This window comes from Amycolatopsis sp. NPDC021455, assembly GCF_040640995.1.
In the GTDB taxonomy this organism is placed as follows: domain Bacteria; phylum Actinomycetota; class Actinomycetes; order Mycobacteriales; family Pseudonocardiaceae; genus Amycolatopsis.
In genome coordinates, this window is the sequence record NZ_JBFACT010000002.1 from 1 (window position 1) to 25548 (window position 25548).

General features: G+C 71.4%; 27 protein-coding genes and 1 pseudogene. 13 read left to right on the forward strand and 15 right to left on the reverse strand.

Annotation, left to right across the window (positions count from 1 at the left end; all coding sequences use genetic code 11):
- Positions 1-108: 108 nt before the first annotated feature.
- From AB0G28_RS03020 to AB0G28_RS03040, 5 genes are read right to left on the reverse strand one after another with little or no spacing between them, the layout of a single operon-like run.
- Positions 109-1176 (reverse strand): ABC transporter ATP-binding protein, encoded by a 1068-nt coding sequence (locus AB0G28_RS03020; RefSeq protein ID WP_361082378.1) that lies wholly within the window; start codon positions 1174-1176, stop codon positions 109-111.
- Positions 1173-1940 carry an ABC transporter permease gene (locus AB0G28_RS03025; RefSeq protein ID WP_361082380.1) on the reverse strand — a complete coding sequence of 256 codons (768 nt, stop codon included), beginning with the start codon at positions 1938-1940 and terminating at the stop codon, positions 1173-1175. Before AB0G28_RS03025 ends, AB0G28_RS03020 begins: the two co-directional genes overlap by 4 nt.
- A gap of 58 nt (positions 1941-1998) precedes the next feature.
- Complete coding sequence (gene modA, locus AB0G28_RS03030; RefSeq protein ID WP_361082382.1) at positions 1999-2820, reverse strand: molybdate ABC transporter substrate-binding protein; 822 nt, start codon at positions 2818-2820, stop codon at positions 1999-2001.
- Positions 2820-3221 (reverse strand): helix-turn-helix transcriptional regulator, encoded by a 402-nt coding sequence (locus tag AB0G28_RS03035; RefSeq protein ID WP_361082384.1) that lies wholly within the window; start codon positions 3219-3221, stop codon positions 2820-2822. The genes modA and AB0G28_RS03035 overlap by 1 nt, the downstream gene beginning before the upstream one ends.
- 33 nt (positions 3222-3254) lie before the next feature.
- Positions 3255-3734, reverse strand: coding sequence for a MarR family transcriptional regulator (locus AB0G28_RS03040; protein ID WP_361082386.1), 480 nt, complete (start codon positions 3732-3734; stop codon positions 3255-3257).
- A gap of 137 nt (positions 3735-3871) precedes the next feature.
- Here AB0G28_RS03040 and moaA point away from each other — a divergent pair, with 137 nt between their 5' ends.
- The 3 genes from moaA (at position 3872) to AB0G28_RS03055 (ending at position 6771) form a co-directional block, all read left to right on the forward strand.
- Positions 3872-4879, forward strand: a complete 1008-nt coding sequence (moaA, locus tag AB0G28_RS03045; RefSeq protein ID WP_361082388.1) for a GTP 3',8-cyclase MoaA — start codon at positions 3872-3874, stop codon at positions 4877-4879.
- A gap of 1 nt (position 4880) precedes the next feature.
- Complete coding sequence (locus AB0G28_RS03050; protein ID WP_361082390.1) at positions 4881-5141, forward strand: MoaD/ThiS family protein; 261 nt, start codon at positions 4881-4883, stop codon at positions 5139-5141.
- A gap of 997 nt (positions 5142-6138) precedes the next feature.
- Positions 6139-6771: a transglycosylase family protein gene (locus tag AB0G28_RS03055; protein WP_361082392.1), complete on the forward strand. Its 633-nt coding sequence runs from the start codon at positions 6139-6141 to the stop codon at positions 6769-6771.
- 142 nt (positions 6772-6913) lie between these two features.
- Here AB0G28_RS03055 and AB0G28_RS03060 read toward each other — a convergent pair whose 3' ends face one another.
- Together AB0G28_RS03060 and moaC are read right to left on the reverse strand one after the other, a co-directional pair.
- Positions 6914-7843 (reverse strand): molybdenum cofactor biosynthesis protein MoaE, encoded by a 930-nt coding sequence (locus tag AB0G28_RS03060; RefSeq protein ID WP_361082394.1) that lies wholly within the window; start codon positions 7841-7843, stop codon positions 6914-6916.
- Entirely contained in the window at positions 7840-8310 is a 471-nt protein-coding gene (moaC, locus tag AB0G28_RS03065; protein WP_091318516.1) for a cyclic pyranopterin monophosphate synthase MoaC, read from the reverse strand. The genes AB0G28_RS03060 and moaC overlap by 4 nt, the downstream gene beginning before the upstream one ends.
- A gap of 82 nt (positions 8311-8392) precedes the next feature.
- On the opposite strand from moaC, the gene AB0G28_RS03070 reads away from it, so the two are divergent.
- Positions 8393-8659, forward strand: coding sequence for a type II toxin-antitoxin system Phd/YefM family antitoxin (locus AB0G28_RS03070; RefSeq protein WP_361082396.1), 267 nt, complete (start codon positions 8393-8395; stop codon positions 8657-8659).
- Positions 8647-9057 carry a PIN domain-containing protein gene (locus AB0G28_RS03075; RefSeq protein ID WP_361082398.1) on the forward strand — a complete coding sequence of 137 codons (411 nt, stop codon included), beginning with the start codon at positions 8647-8649 and terminating at the stop codon, positions 9055-9057. Before AB0G28_RS03070 ends, AB0G28_RS03075 begins: the two co-directional genes overlap by 13 nt.
- Positions 9058-9105: 48 nt before the next feature.
- On the opposite strand, the gene AB0G28_RS03080 is transcribed toward AB0G28_RS03075, so the two are convergent.
- Both AB0G28_RS03080 and AB0G28_RS03085 read right to left on the reverse strand, forming a co-directional pair.
- Positions 9106-10494, reverse strand: a complete 1389-nt coding sequence (locus AB0G28_RS03080) for an NAD-dependent malic enzyme (protein WP_361082400.1) — start codon at positions 10492-10494, stop codon at positions 9106-9108.
- 104 nt (positions 10495-10598) lie between these two features.
- A complete protein-coding gene (locus tag AB0G28_RS03085) occupies positions 10599-10778 on the reverse strand; it encodes a hypothetical protein (protein ID WP_033261580.1) in 180 nt (59 codons plus the stop codon).
- An 89-nt stretch (positions 10779-10867) separates the two neighbouring features.
- Between AB0G28_RS03085 and AB0G28_RS03090 the strand changes: the two genes are divergently transcribed.
- From AB0G28_RS03090 to AB0G28_RS03100, 3 genes are read left to right on the forward strand one after another with little or no spacing between them, the layout of a single operon-like run.
- Positions 10868-13105 (forward strand): helicase-associated domain-containing protein, encoded by a 2238-nt coding sequence (locus AB0G28_RS03090; protein WP_361082402.1) that lies wholly within the window; start codon positions 10868-10870, stop codon positions 13103-13105.
- 57 nt (positions 13106-13162) lie between these two features.
- Entirely contained in the window at positions 13163-13513 is a 351-nt protein-coding gene (locus tag AB0G28_RS03095) for a hypothetical protein (RefSeq protein WP_361082404.1), read from the forward strand.
- A complete protein-coding gene (locus AB0G28_RS03100; protein WP_361082406.1) occupies positions 13510-13749 on the forward strand; it encodes a hypothetical protein in 240 nt (79 codons plus the stop codon). The genes AB0G28_RS03095 and AB0G28_RS03100 overlap by 4 nt, the downstream gene beginning before the upstream one ends.
- A 67-nt stretch (positions 13750-13816) precedes the next feature.
- On the opposite strand, the gene AB0G28_RS03105 is transcribed toward AB0G28_RS03100, so the two are convergent.
- The 6 genes from AB0G28_RS03105 to AB0G28_RS03130 all read right to left on the reverse strand — a co-directional run bounded on the left by AB0G28_RS03105 (position 13817) and on the right by AB0G28_RS03130 (position 20649).
- Positions 13817-14791, reverse strand: coding sequence for a DUF742 domain-containing protein (locus AB0G28_RS03105; RefSeq protein WP_361082408.1), 975 nt, complete (start codon positions 14789-14791; stop codon positions 13817-13819).
- Between the two features lie 6 nt (positions 14792-14797).
- Positions 14798-15214 carry a roadblock/LC7 domain-containing protein gene (locus tag AB0G28_RS03110; RefSeq protein WP_361082410.1) on the reverse strand — a complete coding sequence of 139 codons (417 nt, stop codon included), beginning with the start codon at positions 15212-15214 and terminating at the stop codon, positions 14798-14800.
- A gap of 403 nt (positions 15215-15617) precedes the next feature.
- Positions 15618-16226, reverse strand: coding sequence for an ATP/GTP-binding protein (locus AB0G28_RS03115; protein WP_003085371.1), 609 nt, complete (start codon positions 16224-16226; stop codon positions 15618-15620).
- On the reverse strand, positions 16207-16989 hold the full coding sequence (locus AB0G28_RS03120) for a DUF742 domain-containing protein (RefSeq protein WP_361082412.1): 783 nt from the start codon (positions 16987-16989) through the stop codon (positions 16207-16209). The genes AB0G28_RS03115 and AB0G28_RS03120 overlap by 20 nt, the downstream gene beginning before the upstream one ends.
- Before the next feature lie 25 nt (positions 16990-17014).
- Complete coding sequence (locus tag AB0G28_RS03125) at positions 17015-17476, reverse strand: roadblock/LC7 domain-containing protein (RefSeq protein WP_091318528.1); 462 nt, start codon at positions 17474-17476, stop codon at positions 17015-17017.
- 20 nt (positions 17477-17496) lie between these two features.
- The gene (locus AB0G28_RS03130) at positions 17497-20649 is read right to left on the reverse strand and encodes a nitrate- and nitrite sensing domain-containing protein (RefSeq protein ID WP_361082414.1); all 3153 of its coding nucleotides are present in this window, start codon (positions 20647-20649) and stop codon (positions 17497-17499) included.
- A 713-nt stretch (positions 20650-21362) separates the two neighbouring features.
- On the opposite strand from AB0G28_RS03130, the gene AB0G28_RS03135 reads away from it, so the two are divergent.
- The 5 genes and pseudogenes from AB0G28_RS03135 (at position 21363) to AB0G28_RS03155 (ending at position 25539) form a co-directional block, all read left to right on the forward strand.
- A complete protein-coding gene (locus AB0G28_RS03135; protein ID WP_361082416.1) occupies positions 21363-22370 on the forward strand; it encodes an ABC transporter substrate-binding protein in 1008 nt (335 codons plus the stop codon).
- Position 22371: 1 nt separating this feature from the next.
- A complete protein-coding gene (locus tag AB0G28_RS03140) occupies positions 22372-23142 on the forward strand; it encodes an ABC transporter permease (RefSeq protein WP_361082418.1) in 771 nt (256 codons plus the stop codon).
- The gene (locus tag AB0G28_RS03145) at positions 23139-23972 is read left to right on the forward strand and encodes an ABC transporter permease (protein ID WP_361082420.1); all 834 of its coding nucleotides are present in this window, start codon (positions 23139-23141) and stop codon (positions 23970-23972) included. Before AB0G28_RS03140 ends, AB0G28_RS03145 begins: the two co-directional genes overlap by 4 nt.
- Before the next feature lie 22 nt (positions 23973-23994).
- On the forward strand, positions 23995-24855 hold the full coding sequence (locus AB0G28_RS03150; protein ID WP_361082422.1) for an ABC transporter ATP-binding protein: 861 nt from the start codon (positions 23995-23997) through the stop codon (positions 24853-24855).
- A gap of 109 nt (positions 24856-24964) precedes the next feature.
- Positions 24965-25539, forward strand: a pseudogene (locus tag AB0G28_RS03155) (dihydrofolate reductase family protein).
- Positions 25540-25548 lie beyond the last annotated feature (9 nt).

Sequence of the window (25548 nt, forward strand, 5' to 3'; positions counted from 1 at the left end):
GCCCCCCCGGCCACCCGTCCCCACCAGGGGGGGGTGGGGGGGTCCCCCCCCCCCCCCCGCCACATTGGGTGCGTTGGACGCAACCAACGCCACATTGGGGCGCTTGGGTCAGGAGGCCGCGGCCGGGTGGATCGCCACGGTCGCGGCCTTCACCGACAGCGTCACCGCCGAGCCGGGCTCCAGCGCGAGCTCGGCGACGGCGGCCGGGGTGAGGTCGGCGGTAAGGCCGTGGGCCCAGCCGTCGCCCTCGGCCCGGACGCGGATCACCGGCCCGTGCGGCTCCAGGGCCGCGACGACGGCGTCGGTCGTGTTGCGCGGGCTGCCGCGGTGGTCGCCGTCGTGCGGGTAGACGGCGACGGCGTTCGGCGGGAACACCGCCACCGCGGGCTCGCCCAGCACCACGTCGGCGGCCGGGATGCCCGCCACCACCGAACCGGACGCCGTCCGCAAGCCTTCGGGGCCCGCGGTCCCGGCGACGAGGTTGAGCCCGGCGATCCGTGCGGTGAACGCCGTCCGGGGCGCCGAAAGCACTTCCCGCGTCGGGCCGCGTTCGACGACGCGGCCGTCGTTCATCACCGCGACGTGGTCGGCGAGCGCGAGCGCGTCCAGCGGGTCGTGCGTGACGAGCACGGTCGTCGGCCCGGTCCTGAGCACCCGCCTCAGCAGGCCGCGGATCGCCGGGGCGGCGTCGACGTCGAGGGCGGCGAACGGCTCGTCGAGCAGCAGCAGGTCCGGTTCGGCGGCCAGGGCCCTGGCGATCGCGACCCGCTGGGCCTGGCCGCCGGACAGCTGCCCCGGCCGCCGGTCGGCCAGCGAAACGGCGTCCACTTCGGCCAGCCAGTAGAAGGCGCGCTCCCGCGCCGCCCGGCGGCCGGCGCCGGTCGAGCGCGGCGAGAACGCGACATTGTCCACTGCGGACAGGTGCGGGAAGAGCAGCGCGTCCTGCGAGAGCAGCCCGATGCCACGGCGGTGCGGCGGCACGCCGGCCAGCGCGCGCCCGGCCACCGTGATCTCCGCCGACTTCGGCGTGACCAGCCCCGCGAGGCAGCCCAGGACCGTCGACTTGCCGGAGCCGTTCGGGCCGAGCAGCGCCAGCACGCTCCCGGCGGGCACGTCGAGGTCCACTTCGAGGTGGAACGAGCCGCGGACGGCGTCGATCCGGGCGGCGAGGCTCACCGGAGACCGCCTTCCCACGAGCGCGGCCGCGCTACGGCGATGACGACGATCGCCACGACGATCAGCAGCAACGCAAGCGCCACCGCACTGTCGACGTCCACTTCGGCCTGCGTGTAGACCTCGAGCGGCAGGGTCCGGGTGACGTCTTCGAGGCTGCCCGCGAAGGTGATCGTGGCGCCGAACTCCCCCAGCGCACGGGCGAAGCTGAGCACGACGCCGGAGCCGAGCGCGGGCAGCAGCAGCGGCAGCGTGACCCGGCGGAAGACGGTCCACGGGCGCGCGCCGAGCGTCGCGGCGACCTGCTCGTAGCGGTCGCCGGTGTTCCGGAGCGCGCCTTCGAGGCTGACCACGAGGAACGGCATCGCGACGAACGTCTGCGCGATCACCACCGCCGTCGTCGTGAACGGCACGGACTCGCCGGTCAGGGCGGTGATGAGGATGCCGAGAAAGCCCTTGCGGCCGAGCAGGTAGAGCAGCGCGAGACCGCCGACCACCGGCGGCAGCACCAGCGGCAGCAGCACGATCGGCCGCAGCAGCCGGACCCCGCGGAACCGGGCTCGCGCGAGCACGACGGCCAGCGGCACGCCGAGCAGCACGCAGGCCAGAGTGGACAGTGCCGCCGTGATCAGCGACAGCCGCAGCGCGTGCCACGACGACGGCGTGACGATCAGCGACGGCAGCCGTGTGAGGTCGGTGCGGACCAGCAGCCCGACGACCGGCAGCACGACCAGCGCCAGCGCGAGGGCCGCGGGGACGGCGAGCACCCGCGGAACGCGCGAGTGGCCGGCCGGGGACTGCCCCGGCCGGCCACTCGCGGAACGCCTACTGCGCAGGGCCGAACCCGACCTTCGTCAGCTCGTTCTTGCCCTCGGTGCCGAGCACGAACTGCTCGAACTGCTTCGCCAGATCGGCCTGGCCGCCCTTGACCGCGGCGATCGGGTAGCTGTTGATCGCCTGGGCCGCCTCGGGGAAGTCGACCTTGTCGACCTTGCCCGCGGCCGAGGTGGTGTCGGTGACGTAGACCAGGCCCGCGTCGGCGTCGCCGGACGCGACCTTGTTCAGCACCTGCTTGACGTCCTGCTCCTCGCTCTTCGGCTTGAGCGTGACGCCGGTGGCCGTCTCGACCTTCTTCGTGGCCGCACCGCACGGCACCTGCGGGGCGCAGGTGATGACGTTCAGGCCGGGCTTGTTGAGGTCGGCGAAGGACTTGATGCCCTTGGGATTGCCCGGCGCGACGGCGATGGCGAGCTTGTTGGTGGCGAACACCGTCGGCTGGCCGTCGATCACGCCGGCCTGGACGGCCTTGTCCATGTTGGCCTGGTCGGCCGAGGCGAAGACGTCGGCCTTCGCGCCGTTGGTCAGCTGCTGGACCAGGCCGGACGAGCCCGCGAAGCTGAACTTCACGGAGACGCCGGAGTGCTGGGCCTCGAACTCCTTGCCGAGCGCGGTGAACGACTCGGTGAGCGACGCGGCGGCGAACACGGTCAGCGTGCCGCCGCCACCGGCGTTCCCGGCCCCCTTGGGCGCGGGCGCGGTGACCGACGCTGCGTCGGTCTTCGTGCTGGGCTCGTCCGAGCTGCTGCACGCGCCCGCGAACAGGGCGACGGCGGCAACGCCCGCAACGGCGAGAGCAAGCTTCTTCATCAATGTCCTTCCGGTGTTTCCACCACGACAGTGGTCGCTTTGACCACCGCGACCGCGAGCACGCCGGGGCGCAGGCCCAGCTCGCGGACGGCTTCGGTACTCATCAGGGACACCACGCGGTGCGCCCCGCACTGCAGTTCCACCTGGGCCATCACCTTGTCGGCGATGACCTCGGTGACCAGCCCCACGAACCTATTGCGGGCCGAGCGGCCGACCGTCGAGGGGTCGTCGGGACCCGACGCCTGGGCGCGGGCGAACCCGGCCAGCTGGGCGCCGTCGACGACCTTGCGGCCGGCGGCGTCGTCGGTGGCGGTCAGCTGGCCCGCGCGCACCCAGCGGCGCACGGTGTCGTCGCTGACCCCGAGCAGGCGCGCGGCCTCGGACAACCGAAATTGCGGCATGCCGCAGACATTATCTCCGCAGTTGAGGAAAAGCTACGCGGGGCGCGAATTGTCCATGACTTCGGCGCGCAGCTGTTCGAGGATGACATTCTGATAACGCTCGATCACTTTTCGCTCGGCCGGGGAGAACTGCGCGAGCAGGTCGCGGAGGACCCCGAAGGCCGACTCGAAGAGCGGGGCGAAGCGTTCGGCCGCCCGCGGCACGACCTCGACGAGAACCTTCCGCCGGTCCTCGGGATCGCGGACGCGGCGGACCAGCCCGACCTTCTCCAGCCGGTCGATGACGCCGGTGACCGCGCCCGTGGACAGGCCCGTCAGCTCGGCGATCCGGCCGGCGGTGAGCGGCCCGCCCGACTGGTCGACCAGGTCGAACGTCTTGTGGTCGGTGCCGGACAGGCCCATCTGCTCGGCGATCCGGACGTGCCGCAGGACGGTGAACGTACTGGTCCGGCGACCCAATTCCGCGAAGCGGAAGAGTTCCTCGTCGGTGACCGGGTAAGTCTTTTCCGTCACAAGTCCTCGTTGGTTCGGCCGCTGAACTACTCGCTGCGCAAAGTATCCTAGCGGGCGTTCGGAGAGCTACCCTGGGCGTAATGACAGCAGTGGATCTCGGGTTTCCTCGCGTCCCCGGTACACGAGGCTCGTCTCGCGTGCCCCGGCCCGAGAACCCGCACCTCATCGACACCTTCGGCCGGGTGGCCACCGATCTCCGGGTTTCCCTGACGGATCGGTGCAATCTCCGGTGCACCTACTGCATGCCCGCGGAAGGCCTCGACTGGATGCCGGGCGAGCAGGTGCTGACCGACGACGAGCTGGTCCGGCTGATGCGGATCGCCGTCGAGATGCTCGGCGTCACCGACATCCGGCTCACCGGCGGCGAACCGCTGCTGCGGCCGGGTCTCGAAGACCTCGTCGCGCGGATCACGGCGTTGTCGCCGCGGCCGCGGTTGTCCATGACCACCAACGGGATCGGCCTCGCCAAGCGCGCGGCCGGGCTCGCGGCGGCGGGGCTGAACCGGATCAACGTCTCGCTCGACACCGTCGACCCCGAGACGTTCGTCGAGATCACCCGCCGCGACCGGCTCTCGCACGTCGTGGCCGGACTGGCCGCGGCGCGGGACGCCGGGATGGCGCCGGTGAAGGTCAACGCCGTGCTGATCCGCGGCCTCAACGAGACCGAAGCCGTGCCGCTGCTGAAGTTCTGCCTCGCCGAGGGTTACCACCTGCGGTTCATCGAGCAGATGCCGCTGGACGCCCAGCACGGCTGGAACCGCGGCGAGATGATCACCGCGGCCGAGATCCTCTCGATGCTTTCGGCCTCGTTCGACCTGACACCGGCCTCGGAGGCGCGCGGTGGCGCGCCGGCCGAGCGCTGGCTGGTCGACGGCGGCCCCGGCGACGTCGGCGTGATCGCGTCGGTGACCCGGCCGTTCTGCTCGGCGTGCGAGCGGACGCGGCTGACCGCGGATGGCGCGGTGCGCTCCTGCCTGTTCAGCAACGACGAGACGGACCTGCGCTCTCTCGCGCGCGCGGGCGCGCGCGACGAAGAGATCGCGGACGCCTGGCGGGCGACGATGTGGGGCAAGCTCGCGGGACACGAGATCAACGACGCCGGGTTCGCGCAGCCGATCCGGCCGATGAGCGCGATCGGCGGTTGAGATGGCGACCCTGACCATCGTGGTGCGGTACTTCGCCGCGGCCCGCGCCGCGGCGGGCGCGGAGGAGGAGAAGGTCCAGCTGCCCGCGGGCGCATCGGTCGCCGACGCGGTGGCCGAGCTTCGACGGCTCCACCCCGCTTCCCTGCCGCGGGTCCTGGACGCGGCGAGCTACCTGCTCGACGGCATCGCGGTCCGCGACCTGACCCGCCCCCTGCCGGACGGCGCGGAACTCGACGTCCTCCCCCCGTTCGCCGGCGGCTGACCACCCCGGACGGCCGGCTCACGTGCCGGAACAGTCGACACCCGTGATTGAAGAGCCGACACGCGTGATTCAAGGGTCGACACGGCACCGGCCGGCCGGCGCGTCGTGTCGACCCTCCATTCACGCGTGTCGACCCTCTGATCACGCGTGTCGACTCCCTGATCACGCGGGCTCGCTTGGGCCGAAGCTTGCAAGGGTGTGGTCCACCCGGCGGAGGCGTCCGGAGTTCGCCTTCCCTGTATTCCGGCGACCGCTCGGGCACGGCAGCCGACCGCTCGGCGACGCCGTTTCGGGCCGCCCCGGCGTGGCGCATCGGCGAATCCGGCTGTTCGCGGCAAGCTGAGCCGGTCGGTCGCGACACCACCCGGTGACCCGTTTCGCCTGGTCCGTCGCGGTGTGTCGCCCGGACCGGCCGGGCCGGCCGATCACGACGCCCCGAGGGTGACGTCAAACCCCACGAACAGGTGGGACTGATGTGACTCCTGAGGTACATGAGGCAGCATTGTCAAGTCTGGCGTGCGGCCGCGAGTGGTCATAAGATGCGCGCTTCAATCGAGAACGGGCTCGCGCGAATGGCCCATTCGCTGCGCAAAACACGTGACGCAAGCCTCACGATCCGTGTTTTATCTCGAGCAGGAAACGGCCAGATAACGGCCCGCTGACCAGCGCAAACAAGCCAATCGACCGGGGTTGCGTGTCGTTACTGTGACGTAGGTCACGCCCCGAATAATTTCCGATCACGGCCATCGTTACGTACCGTCGCTTTTCGGTTGGCCCCGACCGACCGACGCAAGACCGGGAATCCGAAGCGCCTAGCCCTGTCCGACGGATCCCCGGACCCATACCCCGAGCGAAAGCATTTCCGGACAGGGACGAGGGGACGACGAAGACGCGCCGTGCGTCGGACTCGTCTGCCGGCCTGGGATGGCCGGCGCCAGGACCCCGATCCTGACCCGCACACCGGTTCGTAGGCGCTGGGAAACCGAGAAGCGACCAAATGTCTTACCGAGGCAAGCACCGCAAGATGTCCGCTGCCACCCGCACCGTCGCTCGCGTCGCCATCGCGGGCATCGCGGTCGGCGCGCCCATCGCGATCGCCGCGACCCCCGCGTCGGCGACCAACTGGGACGCCATCGCGCAGTGTGAAAGCAGCGGCAACTGGAGCACCAACACCGGCAACGGCTACTACGGCGGCCTGCAGTTCACGCAGAGCACCTGGAAGGCCTACGGCGGTACCGGCAGCGCGGCGAACGCTTCCCGCGAGGAGCAGATCGCCGTGGCCGAGCGCGTCCTGCAGGGCCAGGGCATCGGCGCGTGGCCGGTCTGCGGCAAGAAGGGCGGCAGCGGCTCGTCGGCCCCCAAGGCCACCGGCAAGTCCACCGTCAAGAAGGTGACCCCGAAGAAGAGCACCGCCCCGAAGCAGGCGGCGGCCCCGGTGGCCCCGGCGGCGACCGGCGTGAGCAGCTCCAACCCGAACGGTGACTACACCGTCGTGGCGGGCGACACCCTGTCCAAGATCGCCAAGCAGTTCAACGTCCAGGGCGGCTACCAGAAGCTGCAGGAGCTGAACGCGAAGTACATCCCGAACGCGGACCTGATCCTCGTCGGGCAGAAGATCGCCACCAAGTGACGATCGCGCAGTGATGCGTGAGTCCGGCCTCGAGCCGTGACGCCACAAGCCCTCCACCGCCAATCCCCCGGGCGGTGGAGGGCTTGGTGTGTTTGCGCCTCCTGCTCCCGCCACAGAGGCGTTCAGAGCGTTTCAGGCGGTGTCAGGGCGAGTTGACCCACTCGTCGGTGCCGTCGGTGAAGTGCTGGTGCTTCCAGACCGGCAGCCGCGCCTTCACCTCGTCGACCAGCTCGGCACACGCCGAAAACGCCTGACCGCGGTGCTCCGCCGCCACGGCGCACGCGAGCGCGACGTCGCCGATCGTCAGCGGCCCCAGCCGGTGGCTCACGGCCACCGCGCGGACGCCGCTCCAGCGCGCCGACAGGTCCGCGACGACGTCCGCGATCACCTGGCCCGCGCTCGGGTGGCCCTCGTAGGTCAGGTCGCGCACGCCCTTGCCGCCGTCGTGGTCGCGGACCACCCCGGCGAACGTCACCACCGCGCCCGCGGCGTCGTCCTCGACCAGCCGGGCGTGCTCCTCGACCGACAGCACGTCCTCGGTCACCAGCGCCCGCGCCACGCGCACGGCGGGCCCGGCTGTCCCGGCCGCGGCCGGCCGCGGGTGGTCGCCGCCGGCCAGCTGGTCGACCGCGTGGTCCAGGACGCCGTCGAGCACGCCCAGGCCGTCCTTCACGCCGCCGCTGGAGCCCGGGAGGTTCACGACCAGGGTCCGCCCCGCCACGCCCGCGACACCGCGCGACAGCACCGCTGTCGGCACCTTCGGCAGCCCGGCCGCGCGGATCGCGTCCGCGACGCCCGGCAGCTCGTGGTCCAGCAGCGCGCGGGTGACGTCCGGGGTGCGGTCGGTCGGCGAGATGCCGGTGCCGCCCGTGGTGAGCACGACGGCGACGCCGTCGGCCAGCGCGGCCCGCAGCGCCACCCCCACCGGGTCGCCGTCCTCGACGACGACCGGGGCGGGCACGTCGTACCCGCGGTCCGCCAGCCAGGCGGCGATCACCGGGCCGGTCTTGTCTTCGTAGACGCCCTTCGCGGCGCGGTTGGACGCCACGATGACGCGCGCGGTGCCCTTCACGGCCGCTCCCAGGTTCCGGTCTTGCCGCCGTCCTTGCGGAGCAGGCGGACCTCGTCCAGCGTCGCCGCCGGGTCGACGGCCTTGATCATGTCGTGCAGCGTCAGCCCGGCGACGGCCACCGCGGTCAGCGCCTCCATCTCGACGCCGGTGACGTCGGTGGTCTTGGCCGTCGCGCGGATGCCGACCTCGGCCTCGCCGAGGGCGAACTCGACCTTGACCCCGGACAGCGCGATCTGGTGGCACAGCGGGATCAGCTCGGGCACCCGCTTGGCGCCCATGATCCCGGCGATCCGCGCGGTGGCCAGCGCGTCGCCCTTCGGGAGGCCATCGGTGGCCAGCAGCCGCAGCACTTCGGCGGTGGTCCGCACGGTCCCGGCCGCGAGGGCGGTGCGCGCGGTGGCGGTCTTGCCGGAGACGTCGACCATCCGGGCGGCGCCGGTTTCGTCGACGTGGCTGAGTTCACTCACAAGCCGAGGCTACTTCCGGATGCCGCCGGGCGGGTCGCCGCCACCCGCGATTCAGACCTTCTGAATGTGATAGTCTGATCCGGTGTTGGAACTGAGCGCCTCCGAAGCCTCCCGCTCGTTCTCCGCGGTGCTCGACGAAGCGGAGAAGGGCGAGACGATCGTCGTCACCCGCAACGGCAAGCGGGTCGCCATGATCGTGCCCGCGCCGCGGGCGAACGGCACCGAGGTGTGCGCGGTGTTCCACCGCTGGGCCGGAAAGCTCCCGGCCGACGAGCGGTTCGAGGAGAACGTGGCCAAGGTGCGTGAGACGGCGTCCGCCGAGCTGGACGGCGACCCGTGGCGCGACTGATCCTCGACACGGGGATCCTCATCGATGCCGCGCGGCAGCGGCTGCCCGAGGGGGCGATCGGCGAGGACGACGACGTCGCCGTGCCGGCTCTGGCGATCACCGAGTACCGGGTGGGCCTGTTGCTCGACCCGAACCCGGCCCGCCGGGCGGCGCACGATGCGTTCTTGGCCGACTTCCTGGCCGTCACCCCGGTGGTCGAGTACTCGGCGAGTGTCGTCGAGCACCACGCGGAGTTGCTGGCGCACTTGCAACGGACGGGTCAGGCCCGCGGAGCGCACGACCTGATCATCGCGGCCACCGCCCGGGCCACGGGCCGGACGCTGGTGACCACGGACGGCCGGGCCCGGTTCGACGATCTGCCCGATGTGGAGGTTCGCCTGCTGGAACGGGTTCGCTGAGTTCGCGGCGGCCGAGCCCGTTGCCGGGAAGGCCGCCGCAAGGACGACTCAGCGTTCCGCAAGCACGGCCTTCCGCACCGCCTCGGCGACCGCCGGTGCCACCGCCGTGTCGAACACGCTCGGCACGATGAACGACGCGTTCAGCTTGCCGTTGTCCACGACGTCGGCGATCGCGTCCGCCGCCGCCAGCAGCATCTTGTCGTCGATGTTGTGCGCGTGCGCGTCCAGCAGGCCGCGGAACACGCCTGGGAACGCCAGGACGTTGTTGATCTGGTTCGGGAAGTCGCTGCGGCCCGTCGCGACGACCGCGGCGTGCTTCTGCGCTTCCAGCGGGTCGATTTCCGGGTCCGGGTTCGCCAGCGCGAAGACCACCGCGTCCTTGTTCATCGTCGCCACCTGGTCGGCGCCGAACAGGTTGGGCGCCGACACGCCGATGAACACGTCCGCGCCCGCCAACGCCTCGTGCAGGGTGCCGCTGACCTGCTCCTTGTTCGTGTGCGACGCGATCCAGGTCAGGTTGTCGTCGAGGTTGCCGCGGGCCGAGTGGACGATGCCGTCGATGTCCGCCGCGACGATGTCGGCCGGATTCTTCTGCAGCAGCAGGCGGATGATCGCCGAACCGGCCGCGCCGACGCCGCTGACCACGATCTTGCAGTCCTCGATGTTCTTCCCGACCACGCGCAGGGCGTTGCGCAACGCGGCCACGACCACGATCGCCGTGCCGTGCTGGTCGTCGTGGAACACCGGGATGTCCAGCTGCTCGCGCAGGCGCTTCTCGATCTCGAAGCAGCGCGGCGCGGCGATGTCCTCGAGGTTGATGCCCGCGTACACCGGGGCCAGCGCCTTCGCGATCATGATGATCTCTTCGGTGTCCTGGGTGTCCAGGCACACCGGCCACGCGTCGACGTCGGCGAACTTCTTGAACAGCGCCGCCTTGCCCTCCATCACCGGCAGCGCGGCGGCCGGGCCGATGTTGCCGAGGCCGAGCACCGCGGAGCCGTCCGTCAGCACCGCGACCGTGTTGCGCTTGATAGTCAGCCGGCGCGCGTCCTCGGGGTTCGCCGCGATCGCCTGGCAGACACGGGCGACGCCCGGGGTGTAGGCGCGGGAGAGGTCGTCACGGTTGCGGAGCGCGACCTTGGGCGTGACCTCGATCTTGCCGCCGAGGTGGATCAGGAACGTCCGGTCGGAGACCTTGCGGACCTTGACGCCGGGCAGCGAGTCCAGCGTCTGGGTGATGTCGTTCGCGTGGTTCTCCGACAGCGCGTTGGCGCTGATGTCGACCACGATCGAGTCCGGGTGGGACTCGACGACGTCGAACGCGGTCAGCACGCCGCCGACGCGGCCGACGGCAGTGGTCAGGTCGCCGGCGGCGCTGGACGAGGCCGGGGCCTCCACCCGGACGGTGATCGAATATCCGGGACCGGGAACCGGCATGGCACTACCCCCGCATGGGAAAGGTGGGCTGGGACGGAAGAAAACCTACTCCCGTGACCGCCCTCACGAGGGCCCGATACCGGTACTGACCAGTAACAACAGCCTCAGCGGTTGATCTCGGTCTCCGGGTGCACGTAGGGCACCGTGTCGAGCGGGAAGGTGATGTCGCCGAACGGCGACAGCGCGCCCTGGCGGTCCGACGCGAGCTCGGTCACGGGGTGCTCGCCGTCCTCGCCCGGCCAGGTCGGGTCGACGCCCTTGTGCTTCTTCTCACCCTTGGCCACAACGTCCTCCACAGCCTTACTCGGACTTACGCGAACAGTCTGCCTGAGGCCGGGCAGCTGGTCGCAACCGCCCGGTATCCTGGTCTTCTATGCCCGCGACCTCTTTGGCGGACTGGCTGCGAGCGGAGTCCGACGCCGCGCTCACCGAGCTGCTCCGCACGCGGCGCGACCTGTCCACGCCTCCGCCCTCCGACAGCACGGTGCTGGCCACCCGGGCCGGCACGCCGGGCTCGGTCGCGCGCGCCTGCGAGGACCTCGACACCTTCACCCTGGCCGTGCTCGAAGCGTGCCTGCTGGCCGGCGCGGACCGCGACCCGGTACCGGCCGACGACGTCGCCGGGCTCGTCGGAACCGGCATCGCCGCGCCGCTGGCCGTGCTGCGCGCGCGAGCGCTGGCCTGGGGTCCGGACGACGCCCTGCGCGTGCCACCCGCGGCCCGCGAGGCGCTCGGGCCGTTCCCGGCCGGGCTGGGCGCTTCTTCGCCTTCACTCGCCGGCGAAGACCTCGAAGCGCGGCTCGCCGAACTGTCCGACGACGAGCGCGGCGTGCTCAACGCCCTCGCCGCCGGGCCGCCGATCGGCCGCACCCGCGATGCCGGTCTGGACCTCTCGCTCGACAAGGCCCAGACGCCGGTGCAGAAGCTGCTCGCCCGCGGGCTGCTGCTGCGGCGCGACGACCAGACCGTCGAGCTGCCGCGCGAACTCGGCATCGCCGTCCGCGGCGGAGCGTTCGCGCCCGGGACGCTCACCGAGCCCGAGCTGCCGCTCCACCGGCACCAGCCGTCCACTGTGGACGAAGCGGCGGCCGGCGAGGCGATGGAGTTCCTGCGCCGCACCGAAGCTCTCCTGCGCGCGTGGTCGGCCGCGCCGCCGCCGGTGCTCAAGTCGGGCGGGCTCGGCGTGCGGGAGCTGAAGAAGCTCGCCAAGGACCTGGAGATCGACGAGACGCAGGCAACGCTGCTGGCCGAGCTGGTCGTCGGCGCCGGGCTCGTCGCGGACAGCGAGACGACCGTGCCCGAGTGGGTGCCGACGACGCTGACCGACTCGTGGCTCGCGTCGCCGACCGCGCAGCGGTGGATGACGCTCGCCCAGGCGTGGCTGGAGCTGCCTCGCCTGCCCGGGATGGCCGGTGGCCGCGACGCCAAGGACAAGCCGATCGCGCCGCTGTCGGAGGACCTGCGCCGCCCGCTGGCGCCGGTCGCGCGGCGCCGGGTCCTGGCCACGCTGGCCGACCTCCCGGCGGGCGCCGGGGTGAAGAGCGTCGACGAGCTCGTCGCGGTGCTGGCCTGGCGGGCCCCGCGCCGGGGCGGGCGGCTGCGGGACGAGACCGTCCGGTGGACGATGGCCGAAGCGAGCGCGCTGGGGCTCGTCGGGCTCGGCGGCGTCACGACGGCGACGCGGGCGCTGCTCGCCGACGACCGGCCGGGCGCGGTCGAGGCGATCCTGGACGCGCTGCCCGCGCCGGTGGACCACGTCCTGCTGCAGGCGGACCTGACGGTCGTCGCGCCGGGCCCGCTGGAACCGGAGCTGGCGGCCGAGATGGCCGCGGTCGCCGACGTCGAGTCGGCCGGGCACGCGACGGTCTACCGGATCACCGAGAACTCGGTCCGGCGCGCGCTGGACACCGGGCGCACGGCCGACGAGCTGCACGCGCTGTTCAAGGCGAAGTCGGCGACGCCGGTGCCGCAGGGGCTGAGCTACCTCGTCGACGACGTCGCCCGGCGGCACGGGCGGCTGCGTGGCGGGGCCGCGGCGTCGTTCCTGCGGTGCGACGACGAGGCGTTGCTGGCCGAGGTGCTGGCCCACCCGGTCGCCGCGGAGCACGCCCTGCGGCTGATCGCCCCGACCGTCGTGATCAGCCCGGACCCGCTGCACGAGGTCCTGGCCGGGCTGCGCGGGGCCGGGTTCGCGCCGGCCGCGGAAGGCCCGGACGGCAAGGTGGTCGACATCCGGCCCGGCGGCCGCCGCCTGCCGGCGAAAGCGCGCGCCGCGCGCCGGAGCCCGGGTGAGCAGGCGGTGCTGACGGAGGATCAGGCGGTCCGGATCGTCTCGAACCTGCGTGCGGGCGACGCGGCCTCGGCCCGGCGCCGCGGCTCGGCGGTCCGCGCGCCGGTCGGCGGGGGCGCGGACACGTCGGCGACGCTGGAGCTGCTGTCGCGGGCGACCCTCGAACGCCGCGAGGTGTGGATCGGTTTCGTCGACTCCCGCGGCACGGCCAGCCAGCGCGTGGTCCGGCCGGTGCGTGTCGGCGGCGGCGTCCTCGAAGGCGAGAACAACGAGCGCTATTCGCTGCACCGCATCACCTCGGCGGCGATCGTCGAGGACTGAGCCACCGGATTCGGTGAATCGCCGCCGAACCACCCACGCAAGTGGTAAGCCTGGTGCATGAAGTGGGGAACGCGCGTGACGGCGCTGGCGGCGGCGACGGCGCTGAGCGGGATCGGGTTCGCCGGGGCGGCCGACGCGGCGGGGCCGCCGGTCTACTCGAAGTACTCCGTCAGCGGGACCACGCACATCGCGAAACCGCACGCCGACCTCGATCTCGGGCCGGGGCAGTTCGACATGTACACGCTTGTCGGTCCGTACACGTTTTACGGGACGATCACGCTGCCGCCGGTGCAGGTCACCGGTCGGTCCCGGGTCTCGGCAGGGTCAGCGGGACCGTCACGTTCGGCCCCGGCCACGCCGAAGGCTCGGTGTTCGGCGGCTTCTCCGGCTCGGCGACCTGGCCGGTGACGCTCTCCGACGTCCGGGTCAACGGCACGCCGTACGACGTCGGCGAGGCGTGCGGCACGGCCGAGCCGATCACGACCGAACTGCCGTCGGACGACTTCGCCGCCGGCAACGGCGGCCGCCTGACCTCGACCTACCCGCTCGGCGCCTTCTCGGACTGCGGCTCGGCGACGCCGGTGATCAACGCCGTGATCAGCGGCCCGGGCAACACCCTGACGCTCGACCTAGCCGCCGCCTGAGCCGAAAGCCGTGAAGGCCTCCTTCCCGGCCTTTAAGGCCGGGAAGGAGGCCTTCACGGACTTGGGGCTAGAGGGCGCGCAGGCCGGCCAGGACGCGTTCCATGAACTCGCGGGACGAACGGTCCCCGAGGATGAGCTCGGTCTGGTGGATCAGGACGAGCCCGATGTCGGCCATGTCGCCGACCAGCACCTTCACCACGCCGAGGGGCAGCCGCAGGTGCGCGGCGATCTCGGCGACCGACCGCGTGTCCAGGCACAGGTCGCAGATCCGGCGGTGTTCGACCGAGCGGACCCCGCGGTAGCGGCGCCCGTCGTCGGACGTCGAGACCAGCGCCTCCAGCGCCAGGTTGTGCTCGGACCGCGTGCGCCCGCCCGTGCGGGTGTACGGGCGGACCCGGGAACCCGGCGAGCCGACGGGTGCCACGCGGGCCGGTTCGTTCCAGGCCGGTTCGTCCCACGGTTCCGGGTGCGGGATCCAGCGCGTCTCCGGGTCCGGCGGCGGTGTCCAGTCGGCCGGCGGCGGACCCCACGAAGGCGCCTGCGGCTGGGGCCCCGTCAGCGGCGCCTGGGGGTGGGGTCCCGTCGGCGGCTGCTGCACCTGGGGATGCGGACCCGACAGTGCTGGTCCCGACAGTGCTGGTCCCGACAGTGGCGGCCGGGGAGCCGGCGGCCGAGGTGGGCGCGGGGCGGGTGGCCGGGGCGCCACGGGCCGCGGCGGCGCGGGCTGGCGGGCACCCCGCGGCGGGGTCCACGCCGGCTCCAGCGGCGGCGGCTCCGGTTCGTACCGCTCCTCGTCCTGCCACTCCGGCTCGACGGGGTCGTAGCCGTCGTCGTCCTCGACGTCGGAACCCCACACCCGGGTGTCCTCGTCGGTGTAGCCCTGCGCGTCCGGCTTCGGCCGCGACGGCTTGCGCTTCGGCATGATCATCGACAGCGTCGACATGTCGAACTTGCTGGGCGAATCGAAACCCTCGCGCTCGGTGCCGCGGTGCAGTGCGTCCCAGCCGCTGGAGTCCGGATCGTCGAATCCCGAAATCCTCATCTCGCCCTACCCACGCACGCCGCCCTGCAGCTGCGCGCGCAGCTCGGGCGTCAGTTGCTGCCCCACCCGCTCGACGAGCAGGGTCATCTCGTAGGCGACCGTGCCGATGTCGCACGTCGGCGCGGCCAGCACCGCCAGCGACGAACCGTCCGAAACGGACATCAGGAACAAGTAGCCGCGCTCCATCTCCACCACGGTCTGGTTGACCCCGCCCGCCTCGAAGCAGCGCGCGGCGCCCTGGGTCAGGCTGATCAGGCCGGACGCCACCGCGGACAGCTGTTCGGCGCGTTCCTGGGGCAGCCCTTCCGACGGCGCCAGGAGCAACCCGTCCGCGGACACCAGAACGGCGTGCGCGGCGCCGGGTACCCGGCGGACGAAGTCCGTGATGAGCCAGCCGAAACCACCCTGGCCGGAAGCCGTCACTCTTGCTCCTCCTCGCTCGTGCGGCGCCGCGCGCCGCACCCCGGAGCGTCCGGCACGGCCGGTCGGCGACACCACGGTAAAGCGTATGCGCACCGCCGGTGGTGTCGAGTCCGCCACCGCACGGCCGCTGCGCACCCTACGTGTGCACCACGGCCCGATCCGCGCCGGGCCAGGCCGCTCCCCCCGTCCGGGGGTCACTCCCCGGCGTCGGCACCGCCGCTGACCCGCGGGGTTTCCGCGCAGGTCAGCCGAGGTGCCGGTGGTCCGGACCGGAGGCGCCACCTCCGACGGTACCGAACCGGCGCGGCGGCCTCCTCCTCCGGACGGCGGCAGCACTCCCCGAAGTGGGTGAAGCACGTGGAGTTCACTCCAACGGCCGCATCCGGTCCGGGCGGGCATACCCTCAGCCCGCGCGCAGGGCCGTATCGTGCGCGATCGCGTGCTGGACGACCGAGATCAGCACCTGCTTGGCGGATTCGCGCTCACGCGCGTCGCACGCCATGATCGGGACCGACGGCGCGATGGTGAGCGCGTGCCGGACGTCCTCGATCTGGTGGTGCAGCAGCCGGTCGAAACAGTTGATGGCCACGACGTAGGGCAGCTTCCGGTTCTCGAAGAAGTCGATCGAGGGGAACGCGTCGGCGAGCCGCCGCGTGTCCACCAGCACGACCGCGCCGATGGCGCCGACCGCGAGGTCGTCCCACATGAACCAGAACCGGTGCTGACCCGGGGTGCCGAACACGTACAGCACCAGGTCCGAGTCCAGCGAGATGCGCCCGAAGTCCATCGCCACGGTGGTGGTGGTCTTGTTGGGCGTGGCCGAGGTGTCGTCGTGCCCGACGCTGGCCTCGGTCATCATGGCCTCGGTGGTCAGCGGGTCGATCTCGGAGATCGCCCCGACCAGCGTTGTCTTCCCCGAACCGAACCCGCCGGCGACCACGATCTTGGCCGACGAGGTCGGACCCGTCACCTGCGGCGCGTTCGCGTCGGAGTCAAATTCTCCGAAGCCCACTGAGCACCCTTTCCATGAACTCGATACTCGGGCGGTCGCCCACGGTCGGGCTGCTGGAGTGCACCAGCACCAGCCCGAGGCCCGCCACGTCACCAATCAACACGCGCACCACGCCGAGCGGCAGGCGCAGCAGCGCCGCCACCTCGGCCACCGACCTGGTGTCGAGGCACAGGTCGCAGATCGACCGGTGCTCGGGCACCCGGACCCGGTCGAGCATCCGGCCCTGTTCGCTGGTCGAGATCAGCGCTTCGATGGCCAGGTCGAGGGTCGCCTTCGTCCGCCCGCGGGTCCGGAAGTACGGCCGGACCAGCCCGGACGTCTCCATCTCGGTGGGCGGCGGCGCGTCCACGTACTCCTGGTGAGCCTGCTGCGGCAGGGCCGCCGCGAACTCACCGGAGTCCGGACCCGACGAGAAGTCGCGCTCGGTGCTGTACGCGGCGAAGTCGCGCGCGTCGTACAGCGGCCCGCTCGCGCCGCCGAACAGCTCCGAGCCCGGCCCGCCGAGCAGGCGGTCGCGGTACTCGCCGCCCCCGGCGTCGATCGGCCGGAGCGGTTCCTGCCCGGCATTGCTGTCGGTCAGCCAGTTCGGTGGTTCCCGTACGGGGTCGCTGTCGGAGGCCTGCACCCGCCGTGCCCGCCACTCACGGTCGACGCGTTCCCGGAACGACTGCCAGTCCTCCCGGCCGTCGTCCGGTTGGTCGGACCACCCGCCGGAGAAGTCGTCACCGAGCCGCCCATCACCCCTCAAGCGCCCGTCGTCCACGGATCTCTCCTCGGTTCCCACGTCCTCAGCGGCGGACGGCCGCACCCTGCAGTTGCGCCCGCATCTCCGGGGTCAGCTGCTGGCCGACCCGCTCCACCAGCAGGGTCATCTCGTAGACGACCAGGCCGATGTCACTCTCCGGCGATCCCAGGACCGCCAGGCAGGAGCCGTCGGAAACCGACATGAGGAAGAGGAAGCCGTTGGCCATCTCGACCACGGTCTGCGCCACCGTGCCGCCCTCGAACACCTTGGCCGCGCCGCGCGCGAGGCTGGTCAGCCCCGACGCCACCGCGGCCAGCTGGTCCGCCCGGTCCTTCGGCAAGCCACGCGAGGCCGCCAGGAGCAGGCCGTCGGCCGACACCACGACCGCGTGGGCCGCGCCGGGCACCCGGTGCACGAAATCCGTGATCAGCCAAGCGAAGCTGCCGGCATTGTTCGCCTTGGCATGCGCCTGCCCGTTCGGCTGCGCGGCGCCACCCGGCTGCATTGCACCCGCCCGTGTCACTTTCACTCCTCACTGCTGTCTGTGGTGTTGCCACGTCCCGGAACTCCGCTGCCTTCCAGCCTCTCCTCGGCCGGGAGCTCCTTCAAGGCGTGCCGCCCCGAGGTGTAGCCACGCTGGAAGCTTGCCATCCGGCTCCGCGCCGCGGACGCGGAGCGGGTGATCGCACCCGTTCCGGGCATGCCCGCACTGGCGTCCGCGAAGTTGTTCTGCGCCGGTGCCTCGGGTGTGGAGCTCGGGCTGCTGATCGATCCCGGCACCAGGTAGGCGTTCGGGATGCGCTTGGGCAGCCCGGCCGGGGTGATCTCCTCGTTCTTGGACTCCAGCAGCGACTGCGCCGCCTGCCAGCCGTCGTCGGACGCGCTGTGCCAGCCGTCGTCGGCGGGCAGGAGCGGGTGCCGGGTCGCCGCGGTCGGCCGCAGCTCGTCCTGCGAAGACGCGGACGCGGCGGGCGCGTCGAGCTCGTCGGAGCCGGTGAGCGGCGGCAGGTTCGGGTCTTCACCCGCGCTCTGCGGCGGCACCGGGTCGGCAGCCGAGTCGTCACCCTCACTGAACCAGCGTGACAGCACCGACTGGTAGATGGGCAACCGCCGGGTGGGTACATCGTCCTCGAGGGCCGCCGAGCCGACCTCCGGAGCGGGTGGCGGCGCCGGGGGCGGTTCCTCGGGCGGGACGAACTTCGGCTCGCGCTTCGGCAGCACCAGCGGCGCGAACTGCGTGTCGTTCGCCCGCGAGCTGGCACCCTCGCCGTTCTGCGACGGCGTCAGCGGCGCCAGGTCCTCGGCGGTCGGCCAGGCGGGCGTCTCCGGCTTCGGCAGCTCCGGCGACAGGAACGGGCCCGCCGCGCGGCCGCCGCTGACCAGGTCGTCCAGGCTGATCGGCTGGTCGAGCGGGACCAGCCCGCCCTGGTTCGCCACCGGCTCGTGCGACGGCGGAGGCGGAGGCGGCGCCGGGGTCGGCACCGAAGGCGGCGGCGGGGTCTGCGCGAACGTCTGCGTCTGGTCGAAGTCCGAGCGCGCGGCCGGGATCGGCGGGATGCTCGGCATCGACATCGACGTCTCGGAGCGGTTCGCCGGCGGCGGCGTCTGCCGCTGCATGCCCGGGCGGAGCTGGGTCAGCAGCTCGGCGGGGACGACGACGCGGGCGATGACGCCACCCTCGATGTCCTCGTTCTCGCGCAGCCGGACCTCGATGCCGTGGCGCTTGGCCAGCCGCGAGACCACGTACAGACCCATTCGCCGGGTCACCGACACGTCCAGGTCCGGCGGGTCGGCCAGGCGCGCGTTGACCTCGGCCAGCCGGTCCTCGGTCATGCCGACACCGTGGTCGGTGACCTGGATGGCCAGCGCCTTCCGGCGGGTCACCACCGCGCGGACGATGACCTTCGTCTCCGGCTCGGAGAAGTAGGTCGCGTTGTCGAGCAGCTCCGCGAGGACGTGCACGAGGTCGTGGATCGCGAGGCCCTGGACGGCGACGTCGGGCACGATGCCGACCTCGATCCGGGCGTACTGCTCGATCTCGGACACCGCGGCGCCGATGACGTCGGCGGCGGGCACCGGCTTGGGCACGGACTTGGCCAGGCCGGCGCCGGAGAGCACCAGCAGGGACTCACCGTTGCGCCGCAGCCGCGTCGCGAGGTGGTCGAGCTCGAACAGGCTGGCCAAGTGGTCCGGGTCCTGCTCGTCGGCCTCGAGGCGGTCGATGACGCCGAGCTGGCGTTCCACCAGCCGCTGCGACCGCCGGGAGAGGTTCACGAAGATGCCGTTGACGTTCTCGCGCAGGAGGGCCTGCTCGGCGGCCATCTTGACGGCCTGTTCGTGGACGATGTCGAACGACCGCGCGACCTCGCCGATCTCGTCGCGGGAGGTGACGGGCACCGGCTGGACGGCCTTCTTCGAGGCGCCGACCGGGTCCGGGTCGTCCAGGATCGCCTGCACGGTTTCCGGCAGCCGCGTGTAGGCGACGTCCAGCGCGCTCTTCCGCAGCACCCGCAGCGGGCGCAGCATCAGGCGGGCGACGACGAGCATCAGCGCGATCGCGGCGGCCAGCGCGGCGAGCACGACCGCACCGCCGACCCAGGCCGAGTTGACCGCCGCCGTGGCGAGGTCGTCGGCGCGGGTCTTGAGCTGGGCGAGCAGGTTCGACTCGACCGCGTGCAGCTTGTCGGCCGACACCGTGCTGTCCTTGCCGAGCGCGGTGGTGTCGATGACCGGCGCCACGCCCAGCTGGGCGTTGGCGAACGCCGCGGTCTGGATCCGGCGGCGGTCGTCGACCTCCGGGCCGGAGTAGGTGTCGTTGTAGAGCTGGCGCTGGTCGTCGTCGGCGTTCGCGAGGAAGGCCGCGACGGAGGCGTCCGCGCTGGAGGCCGACGCGCGCGTCTGGTCCAGCAGGTCGCCGGGGAAGTTGCCGCGGTAGGCGGCGATCTGCAGCTCGGTGTCGGAGCGGGTGGTGAACTCCTTGGCCTCGCTGATCGCCTGGGTGCTGTTGCCGAGGCGCAGCACGTCGCGGTCGGTGACCGCGGTGGTGACCTCGCGGCCGAGCTCGATGAGCGAGTCGAGGATGCCCGAGTAGGCGGTCAGCACCGTGATGTCGGGCAGGCTGTTCTGGGCGTTGAACGCCGCGCGCAGCGGGCGCAGGGCGTCGAGGCGCTGGAGACCACGGGTGTAGCGGTCCTTGGTCGCCTGGTCGTCGTAGTCGAGGGTGCCCGCCGCGCCGCGCAGGTCGCCGACTTCGCGGTCGACCTTGGCGATCTGCGAGTCGAGCCCGGTCTGCAGCAGGGGGTTGTTGGACGAGATCCGCGCGACGGCCAGCGAGCGCTCGTTCTGCAGCTCGTGCACCACCGTGGTGACCTTGACCGCGAACGCGACCTGGTCGGCGGTGCGCTGGAACTCGGCGGCCTGCTGCGCGTCGTCGACGACGCGCAAGGCACCCAGCACCGCCGCGGTCAGCGTCGGGATGATCAGGACCGCGGCCAGCTTCGTGCGCAGCCGCCAGTCGCGCATGCCGGAGAACAGCCCGGTCTTCCGTCCCGGATCCGCTCCGGGCGACTGCGCGGGGGCCCCTCCTACCCCCGCGGCGTCTTCGTTCGGCACCGCCGCACCACCATCATCGTTCGCGCTCGTGAAACCCTGATCGGTCCAGCGCCCGCCAGGGCGCATCGCGTTCTCCTCAGCCACTCGTCTGCACGCTCCCGGCGGTCCGGCACCCCGGCCGATCGGAGGGAGTCCAGCGCAAGACGCTACCCGTACGGGTGAAAAGATCGTCTTCGACGGGTATTTCTGAACCCCGTCCCACCGGACGGAATCGGTTCAGCTCGAGCATCACGGTCGGGTCCCTGCGCTGGTCTCGCATCGGTCTGTTGTTCGGCCTAGGCCACCGGCGCGGCGGCTGAGCCCGGCCAGGCAGTGGCCACTGCGGGGAAGATTCTCTCAGGAAAAGCACAGCGTGCCCTGGTAAACCGGGGATCGACTTGATCGGCCATCCAGGCACTCTCTCTCACTACATCGGAGGTTGATACCTCCCCGCAGGTGCAGAGGGTAGCGAACGGCCGGGGAAGATGTAACCCTCCCGACAGGACGCGCTGAATGTTGCACAGCGTTCGCTCAGCCGGCACACAGCTGGTCGTCTCGGATTCGGAATGTGGACCCTACGCTGGGTGAACCGCTACGGCGAGTGGAGCAGTGGGTCTAGACCAGAGGCCGAAAGAGTGACATGCGCCACCCTCTCCGGTACTGATTCCACCCATTGTGAGCAAGCTGTCACGTTCTCTACAGTGGCCCGCGTGCCTCTCGCGAATGAGTCACGCACTTCCGTCGGAATCGGTTCGTCAACCGTCACTTTCTTCAAGGAGCAGGCCTTGCTTGGAAACGCCATGAGCAGTGGCCGGGTTCGCACTCGCCGCGCCGCGCTCGGGCTCGCCCTCACCGTCGCCGCCGTCACAGCCGTCAGCGGCTGCAGCGCGCTCGGCTCGGACAGCTCGAACGCCTCGTCGAACGGGGGCGGCCTGGAGAAGTCGAAGATCAAGGTCTCGATCATGCCGACCACGGACCTCGGTCCCTTCTGGCTGGCCCAGGACGGCGGCTACTTCAAGGCCGAGGGCCTGGAGGTCGAGCAGATCATCGCCAAGAGCGGCCAGGAGTCGATGCAGAAGGCGATCTCCGGTGAGGCGGACATCGCGCTCTCGACGTACACGCCGTTCTTCGTCGCCAAGAGCAAGGGCACCGCGGACATCCAGCTCGTCGCCGACGGCACGTCGGTCAACGCGAAGAGCAACGCGATCGTCACGGTGCCGACCTCGCCGGTGAAGACGGTCGCCGACCTGAAGGACAAGCGGATCGCGATCACGGCCATGAACACCGCGTCCGACATCCTCACCAAGTCCGTCATGAAGGACCACAACGTCGACTTCAGCGGAGTCAAGTGGACCTTGATCCCGCTGCCGAACATGGCGGCGGCGCTGAAGGACAACCAGGTGGACGCGGCCTACATGCCGGAGCCGATGCTCACGCAGGCGGCGAAGACCGTCGGCGCGACGCCGGTCATCGACATCAACACCGGCGCCAGCCAGGACTTCCCGCTGACCGGTTACGGCTCGACGACGAAGTGGGTGCAGGCGAACCCGAAGACCCTCGCGGCCTTCCAGCGGGCGATGAAGAAGGCCACCAGCGACGCGATCAACGACCGCTCGAAGGTCGAACCGCTGCTGGTCAAGTACGCGAAGATCGACGAAGACACGGCCAAGCTGCTCACCCTGCCCGGCTACGGCTCCGTCCTGGACGCCCGGCGCCTCCAGCGCGTCCCGGACCTGCTGCTGCAGATGGGTGTCATCACCAGCAAGGTCGACGCCGCGCCGATGATCGCCCCTCAGGTGACCAACTAAAGTGCCCAAACTGCTCCGCGGTCTGGCCGGCCTGGCGGGCTTCCTTCTGCTCTGGGAGGGAGTCGTCCAGGTCGGCCTGGTCAGTAAGACGTTCACCCCGCCGCCGAGTGTCGTCCTGGTCACCGTCGGGCACCTGCTGGGCGACCCCGAGTTCGTCCGGGACATCGTCGCGACCATGCTGGCCTGGCTGATCTCCATCGCCGTCGCGATCGCGATCGGCGTCCCCGCCGGGCTCCTGCTCGGCAGCGTCCCGGTGCTGCGCTCGGCCACCGCCGCGATCGTGGAGTTCCTCCGGCCGATCCCGGTCACCGCGCTGGTTCCCCTGGTGATGCTGGTGATCGGCTCCGGCCCCGAAGCGAAGATCACCCTGGCCGTCTACGCCTCGCTGTGGCCGATCATGTTCAACACGATCTACGGCATGAGCGAGATCGACCCGGTCCTGATGGAGACGGCCCGTGCGTGCGGGACCAGCCGGTTCCGCATCCTGTCGTCGGTCGCGCTGCCGCAGACCGCGCCGTTCGTCTTCACCGGCGTCCGGCTGTCGGCGACCATCGCGCTGATCGCCGTCGTCAGCGTCGAGTTCCTGGCCGGTTCCCAGCTCGGTCTCGGCAGCTTCATCATCGTCGCCAGCACCGGTTCGGTCCGGTTCGACCTGGTCCTGGCCGGCACGGTGGTCGCCGGGACACTGGGCTACCTGATCAACGAGGGGCTCGAACAGCTGGGCAAGCGGCTGTTCCGGTGGAGCACGGTGGACCGGGAGGCGATCGCGTGACGGCGGCGACCCTTTCGGGCCGGGTGGGCAGGCGCGCCGCGCGCGGTGCCGCCGCGGTCCTGCGCAACTGGCTGCTCTTCGCGCTCCTGGTGGTCGGGTGGGAGTTCGCCGCCCGGGCCGCCGGCAGCCCGTACTTCCCGCCGCCGACCGAGATCGCGACCACCGCGGCCAAGCTCTGGTTCACCGGGCCCGCGTCGCACCTGTTCCTCACCGACGCCGTGTTCGACAACGTGTTCCCCAGCCTCGGCCGGATGCTCGGCGGCTGGGCGCTGGCCGCGGTCGTCGGCATCGTGCTCGGCGTGCTGCTCGGCCGGTCCGCGACGGCCATGGACTACGTCGGCCCGCTGTTCGCGTTCTTCCGCTCGATCCCGCCGCCGACCCTGATCCCGGTGTTCGCCGTGCTGTTCGGGCTGAGCTCGGGCATGCAGGTCGGGTCGATCATCTTCGGCGCGGTGTGGCCGGTGCTGCTCAACGCGGTCGACGGCGTCCGCTCGGTCGACCGGGTGAAGGTGGAGACGGCGCGGTCGTTCCGCACGCCCAAGGCGTACTGGCTCGGCATGGTCGTCCTGCCCGCGGCGGCGCCGAAGATCTTCGCCGGGCTGCGGGTGAGCCTTTCGATCTCCCTGCTGCTGATGGTCGTCTCCGAACTGGTCGGCGCGTACAACGGCATCGGCCGGTCGCTGCTGAACGCCCAGCAGGACTTCGAGTTCCCGACCATGTGGGCGTGGCTGGTGCTGCTGGGCATCCTCGGCTACGTCTTCAACACGATCTTCCTGGCCGCGGAGCGGCGGGTCCTGGCCTGGCAGCCGGCCCGCCTCGGCCGCGACTGACGCCCGCGAAAGGCCTCTCCCCATGTCGACCATGCTCGAAGTTTCCGGCCTCAGCCACACCTACGGCAGCGGCGAAAAGGCCCACACCGCCGTGAACGACCTGTCGTTCACCGTCGAGGCCGGGCAGCTGGCCAGCATCGTCGGGCCGTCGGGCTGCGGGAAGTCGACGCTGCTGCGCTGCGTCGCCGGGCTGACCCCGCCGACCGAGGGCACGGTGAGCCTGCACGGCGACCGCGTCACGGCCGTGCCGGACGACCTCGCCGTCGTGTTCCAGGACTACAGCCGCTCGCTGTTCCCGTGGCTTTCGGTGCAGAAGAACGTCGAATTCCCGTTGCGGTGGCGGTCGATTTCGAAGGCGGAACGGCGGAAGCGGGCGGCCGAGGCACTGGAGCAGGTCGGGCTTTCCGGCGTCGGCGGGAAGTACCCGTGGCAGCTTTCGGGCGGCATGCAGCAGCGGGTGTCGATCGCCCGCGCGCTGGCCAGCCGCCCGGCGCTGCTGCTGATGGACGAGCCGTTCGCGTCGGTCGACGCCCAGACGCGGTTCGAGCTGGAGGACCTGACCCGGCGCGTGCAGCGTGAGCAGGGCAGCACGATCCTGGTCGTCACGCACGACATCGACGAGAGCGTCTACCTGTCCGACCGGGTGCTGGTGCTGTCGAAGTCGCCGGCGTCGATCGTGGCGGACCTGCCCGTCGGCCTGCCCGCCGAGCGCGACCAGATCACCACGCGCGAGTCGGCGGAGTTCGTGACGCTGCGCGGCGAAGTCGCCCGTCTGCTGCACGGCGGCAGCCCCGCCGAGGCGGCCGAGGCCGCGTCCGACGCCGCGGAATGGGAGCTGGCAGAGCAGGTCACGGACGTGACGGAGAGCAAGACCCGGAGCTGACCCGGGAAATTCCGAAAGAAATCCCGGGCGGGTGTCGGATCGGGACGGTGGTGTTCGTAGCAGGGGTGAGGCCGCACAACGCGCGGCCCGCCACCCGCGAGGAGTTCCGATGACCGCCACGTACACCTTCGACATCTTCTCGTCGCTCGACGGCTTCGCCAACCACAGCGGTGACTGGGGCGGCTACTGGGGCAAGCAGGGCCCGAGTTCCTCGCCCACCGCGCCGCCGCCTACCGCGACCCGCTGCGCATGGTGCTCGGGGCCAAGACCTACTCCTCGAACGCGCCCTTCCTGAGCCCGGGCTTCGACCGCGGCCTGTTCGACGGGTGGATCACGCGGATGTTCGAATCCCCGGTCACGGTGCTCTCCAACCGGCTGACCGAGCCGCTCGACTGGCCGGGAACGACCATCGAGCCCGGCGATCCCGTCGAGGTCGTCACGCGCCTCAAGGCCGAATCCGACGTGCCGCTGCGCTCCCACGGAAGCCTGACGCTCAACCGGGCGCTGCTGAACGCGGGCCTGGTCGACACCATCGAGCTCACGGTCTTCCCGGTGCTCACCGGAAAGACCGGCGTGGACCGGGTCTTCGACAGCGTGGCCGACTTCGACCTCGAGCTGCTCGAAGCCCGGACCTTCGACGGCCACACGCAGGTGCTGACCTACCGGCCGGCCCGGCACGGCTGAGCCGGTTCT

Bases quoted from the DNA above. Each gene is read 5' to 3' on its own strand.
- modA (WP_361082382.1), bottom strand. From the start codon at position 2,820: ATGAAGAAGCTTGCTCTCGCCGTTGCGGGCGTTGCCGCCGTCGCCCTG.
- AB0G28_RS03035 (WP_361082384.1), bottom strand. From the start codon at position 3,221: ATGCCGCAATTTCGGTTGTCCGAGGCCGCGCGCCTGCTCGGGGTCAGC.
- AB0G28_RS03050 (WP_361082390.1), top strand. From the start codon at position 4,881: ATGGCGACCCTGACCATCGTGGTGCGGTACTTCGCCGCGGCCCGCGCC.
- AB0G28_RS03055 (WP_361082392.1), top strand. From the start codon at position 6,139: ATGTCTTACCGAGGCAAGCACCGCAAGATGTCCGCTGCCACCCGCACC.
- AB0G28_RS03080 (WP_361082400.1), bottom strand. From the start codon at position 10,494: ATGCCGGTTCCCGGTCCCGGATATTCGATCACCGTCCGGGTGGAGGCC.
- AB0G28_RS03090 (WP_361082402.1), top strand. From the start codon at position 10,868: ATGCCCGCGACCTCTTTGGCGGACTGGCTGCGAGCGGAGTCCGACGCC.
- AB0G28_RS03095 (WP_361082404.1), top strand. From the start codon at position 13,163: ATGAAGTGGGGAACGCGCGTGACGGCGCTGGCGGCGGCGACGGCGCTG.
- AB0G28_RS03105 (WP_361082408.1), bottom strand. From the start codon at position 14,791: ATGAGGATTTCGGGATTCGACGATCCGGACTCCAGCGGCTGGGACGCA.
- AB0G28_RS03125 (WP_091318528.1), bottom strand. From the start codon at position 17,476: ATGCAGCCGGGTGGCGCCGCGCAGCCGAACGGGCAGGCGCATGCCAAG.
- AB0G28_RS03130 (WP_361082414.1), bottom strand. From the start codon at position 20,649: ATGCGCCCTGGCGGGCGCTGGACCGATCAGGGTTTCACGAGCGCGAAC.
- AB0G28_RS03135 (WP_361082416.1), top strand. From the start codon at position 21,363: ATGAGCAGTGGCCGGGTTCGCACTCGCCGCGCCGCGCTCGGGCTCGCC.
- AB0G28_RS03150 (WP_361082422.1), top strand. From the start codon at position 23,995: ATGTCGACCATGCTCGAAGTTTCCGGCCTCAGCCACACCTACGGCAGC.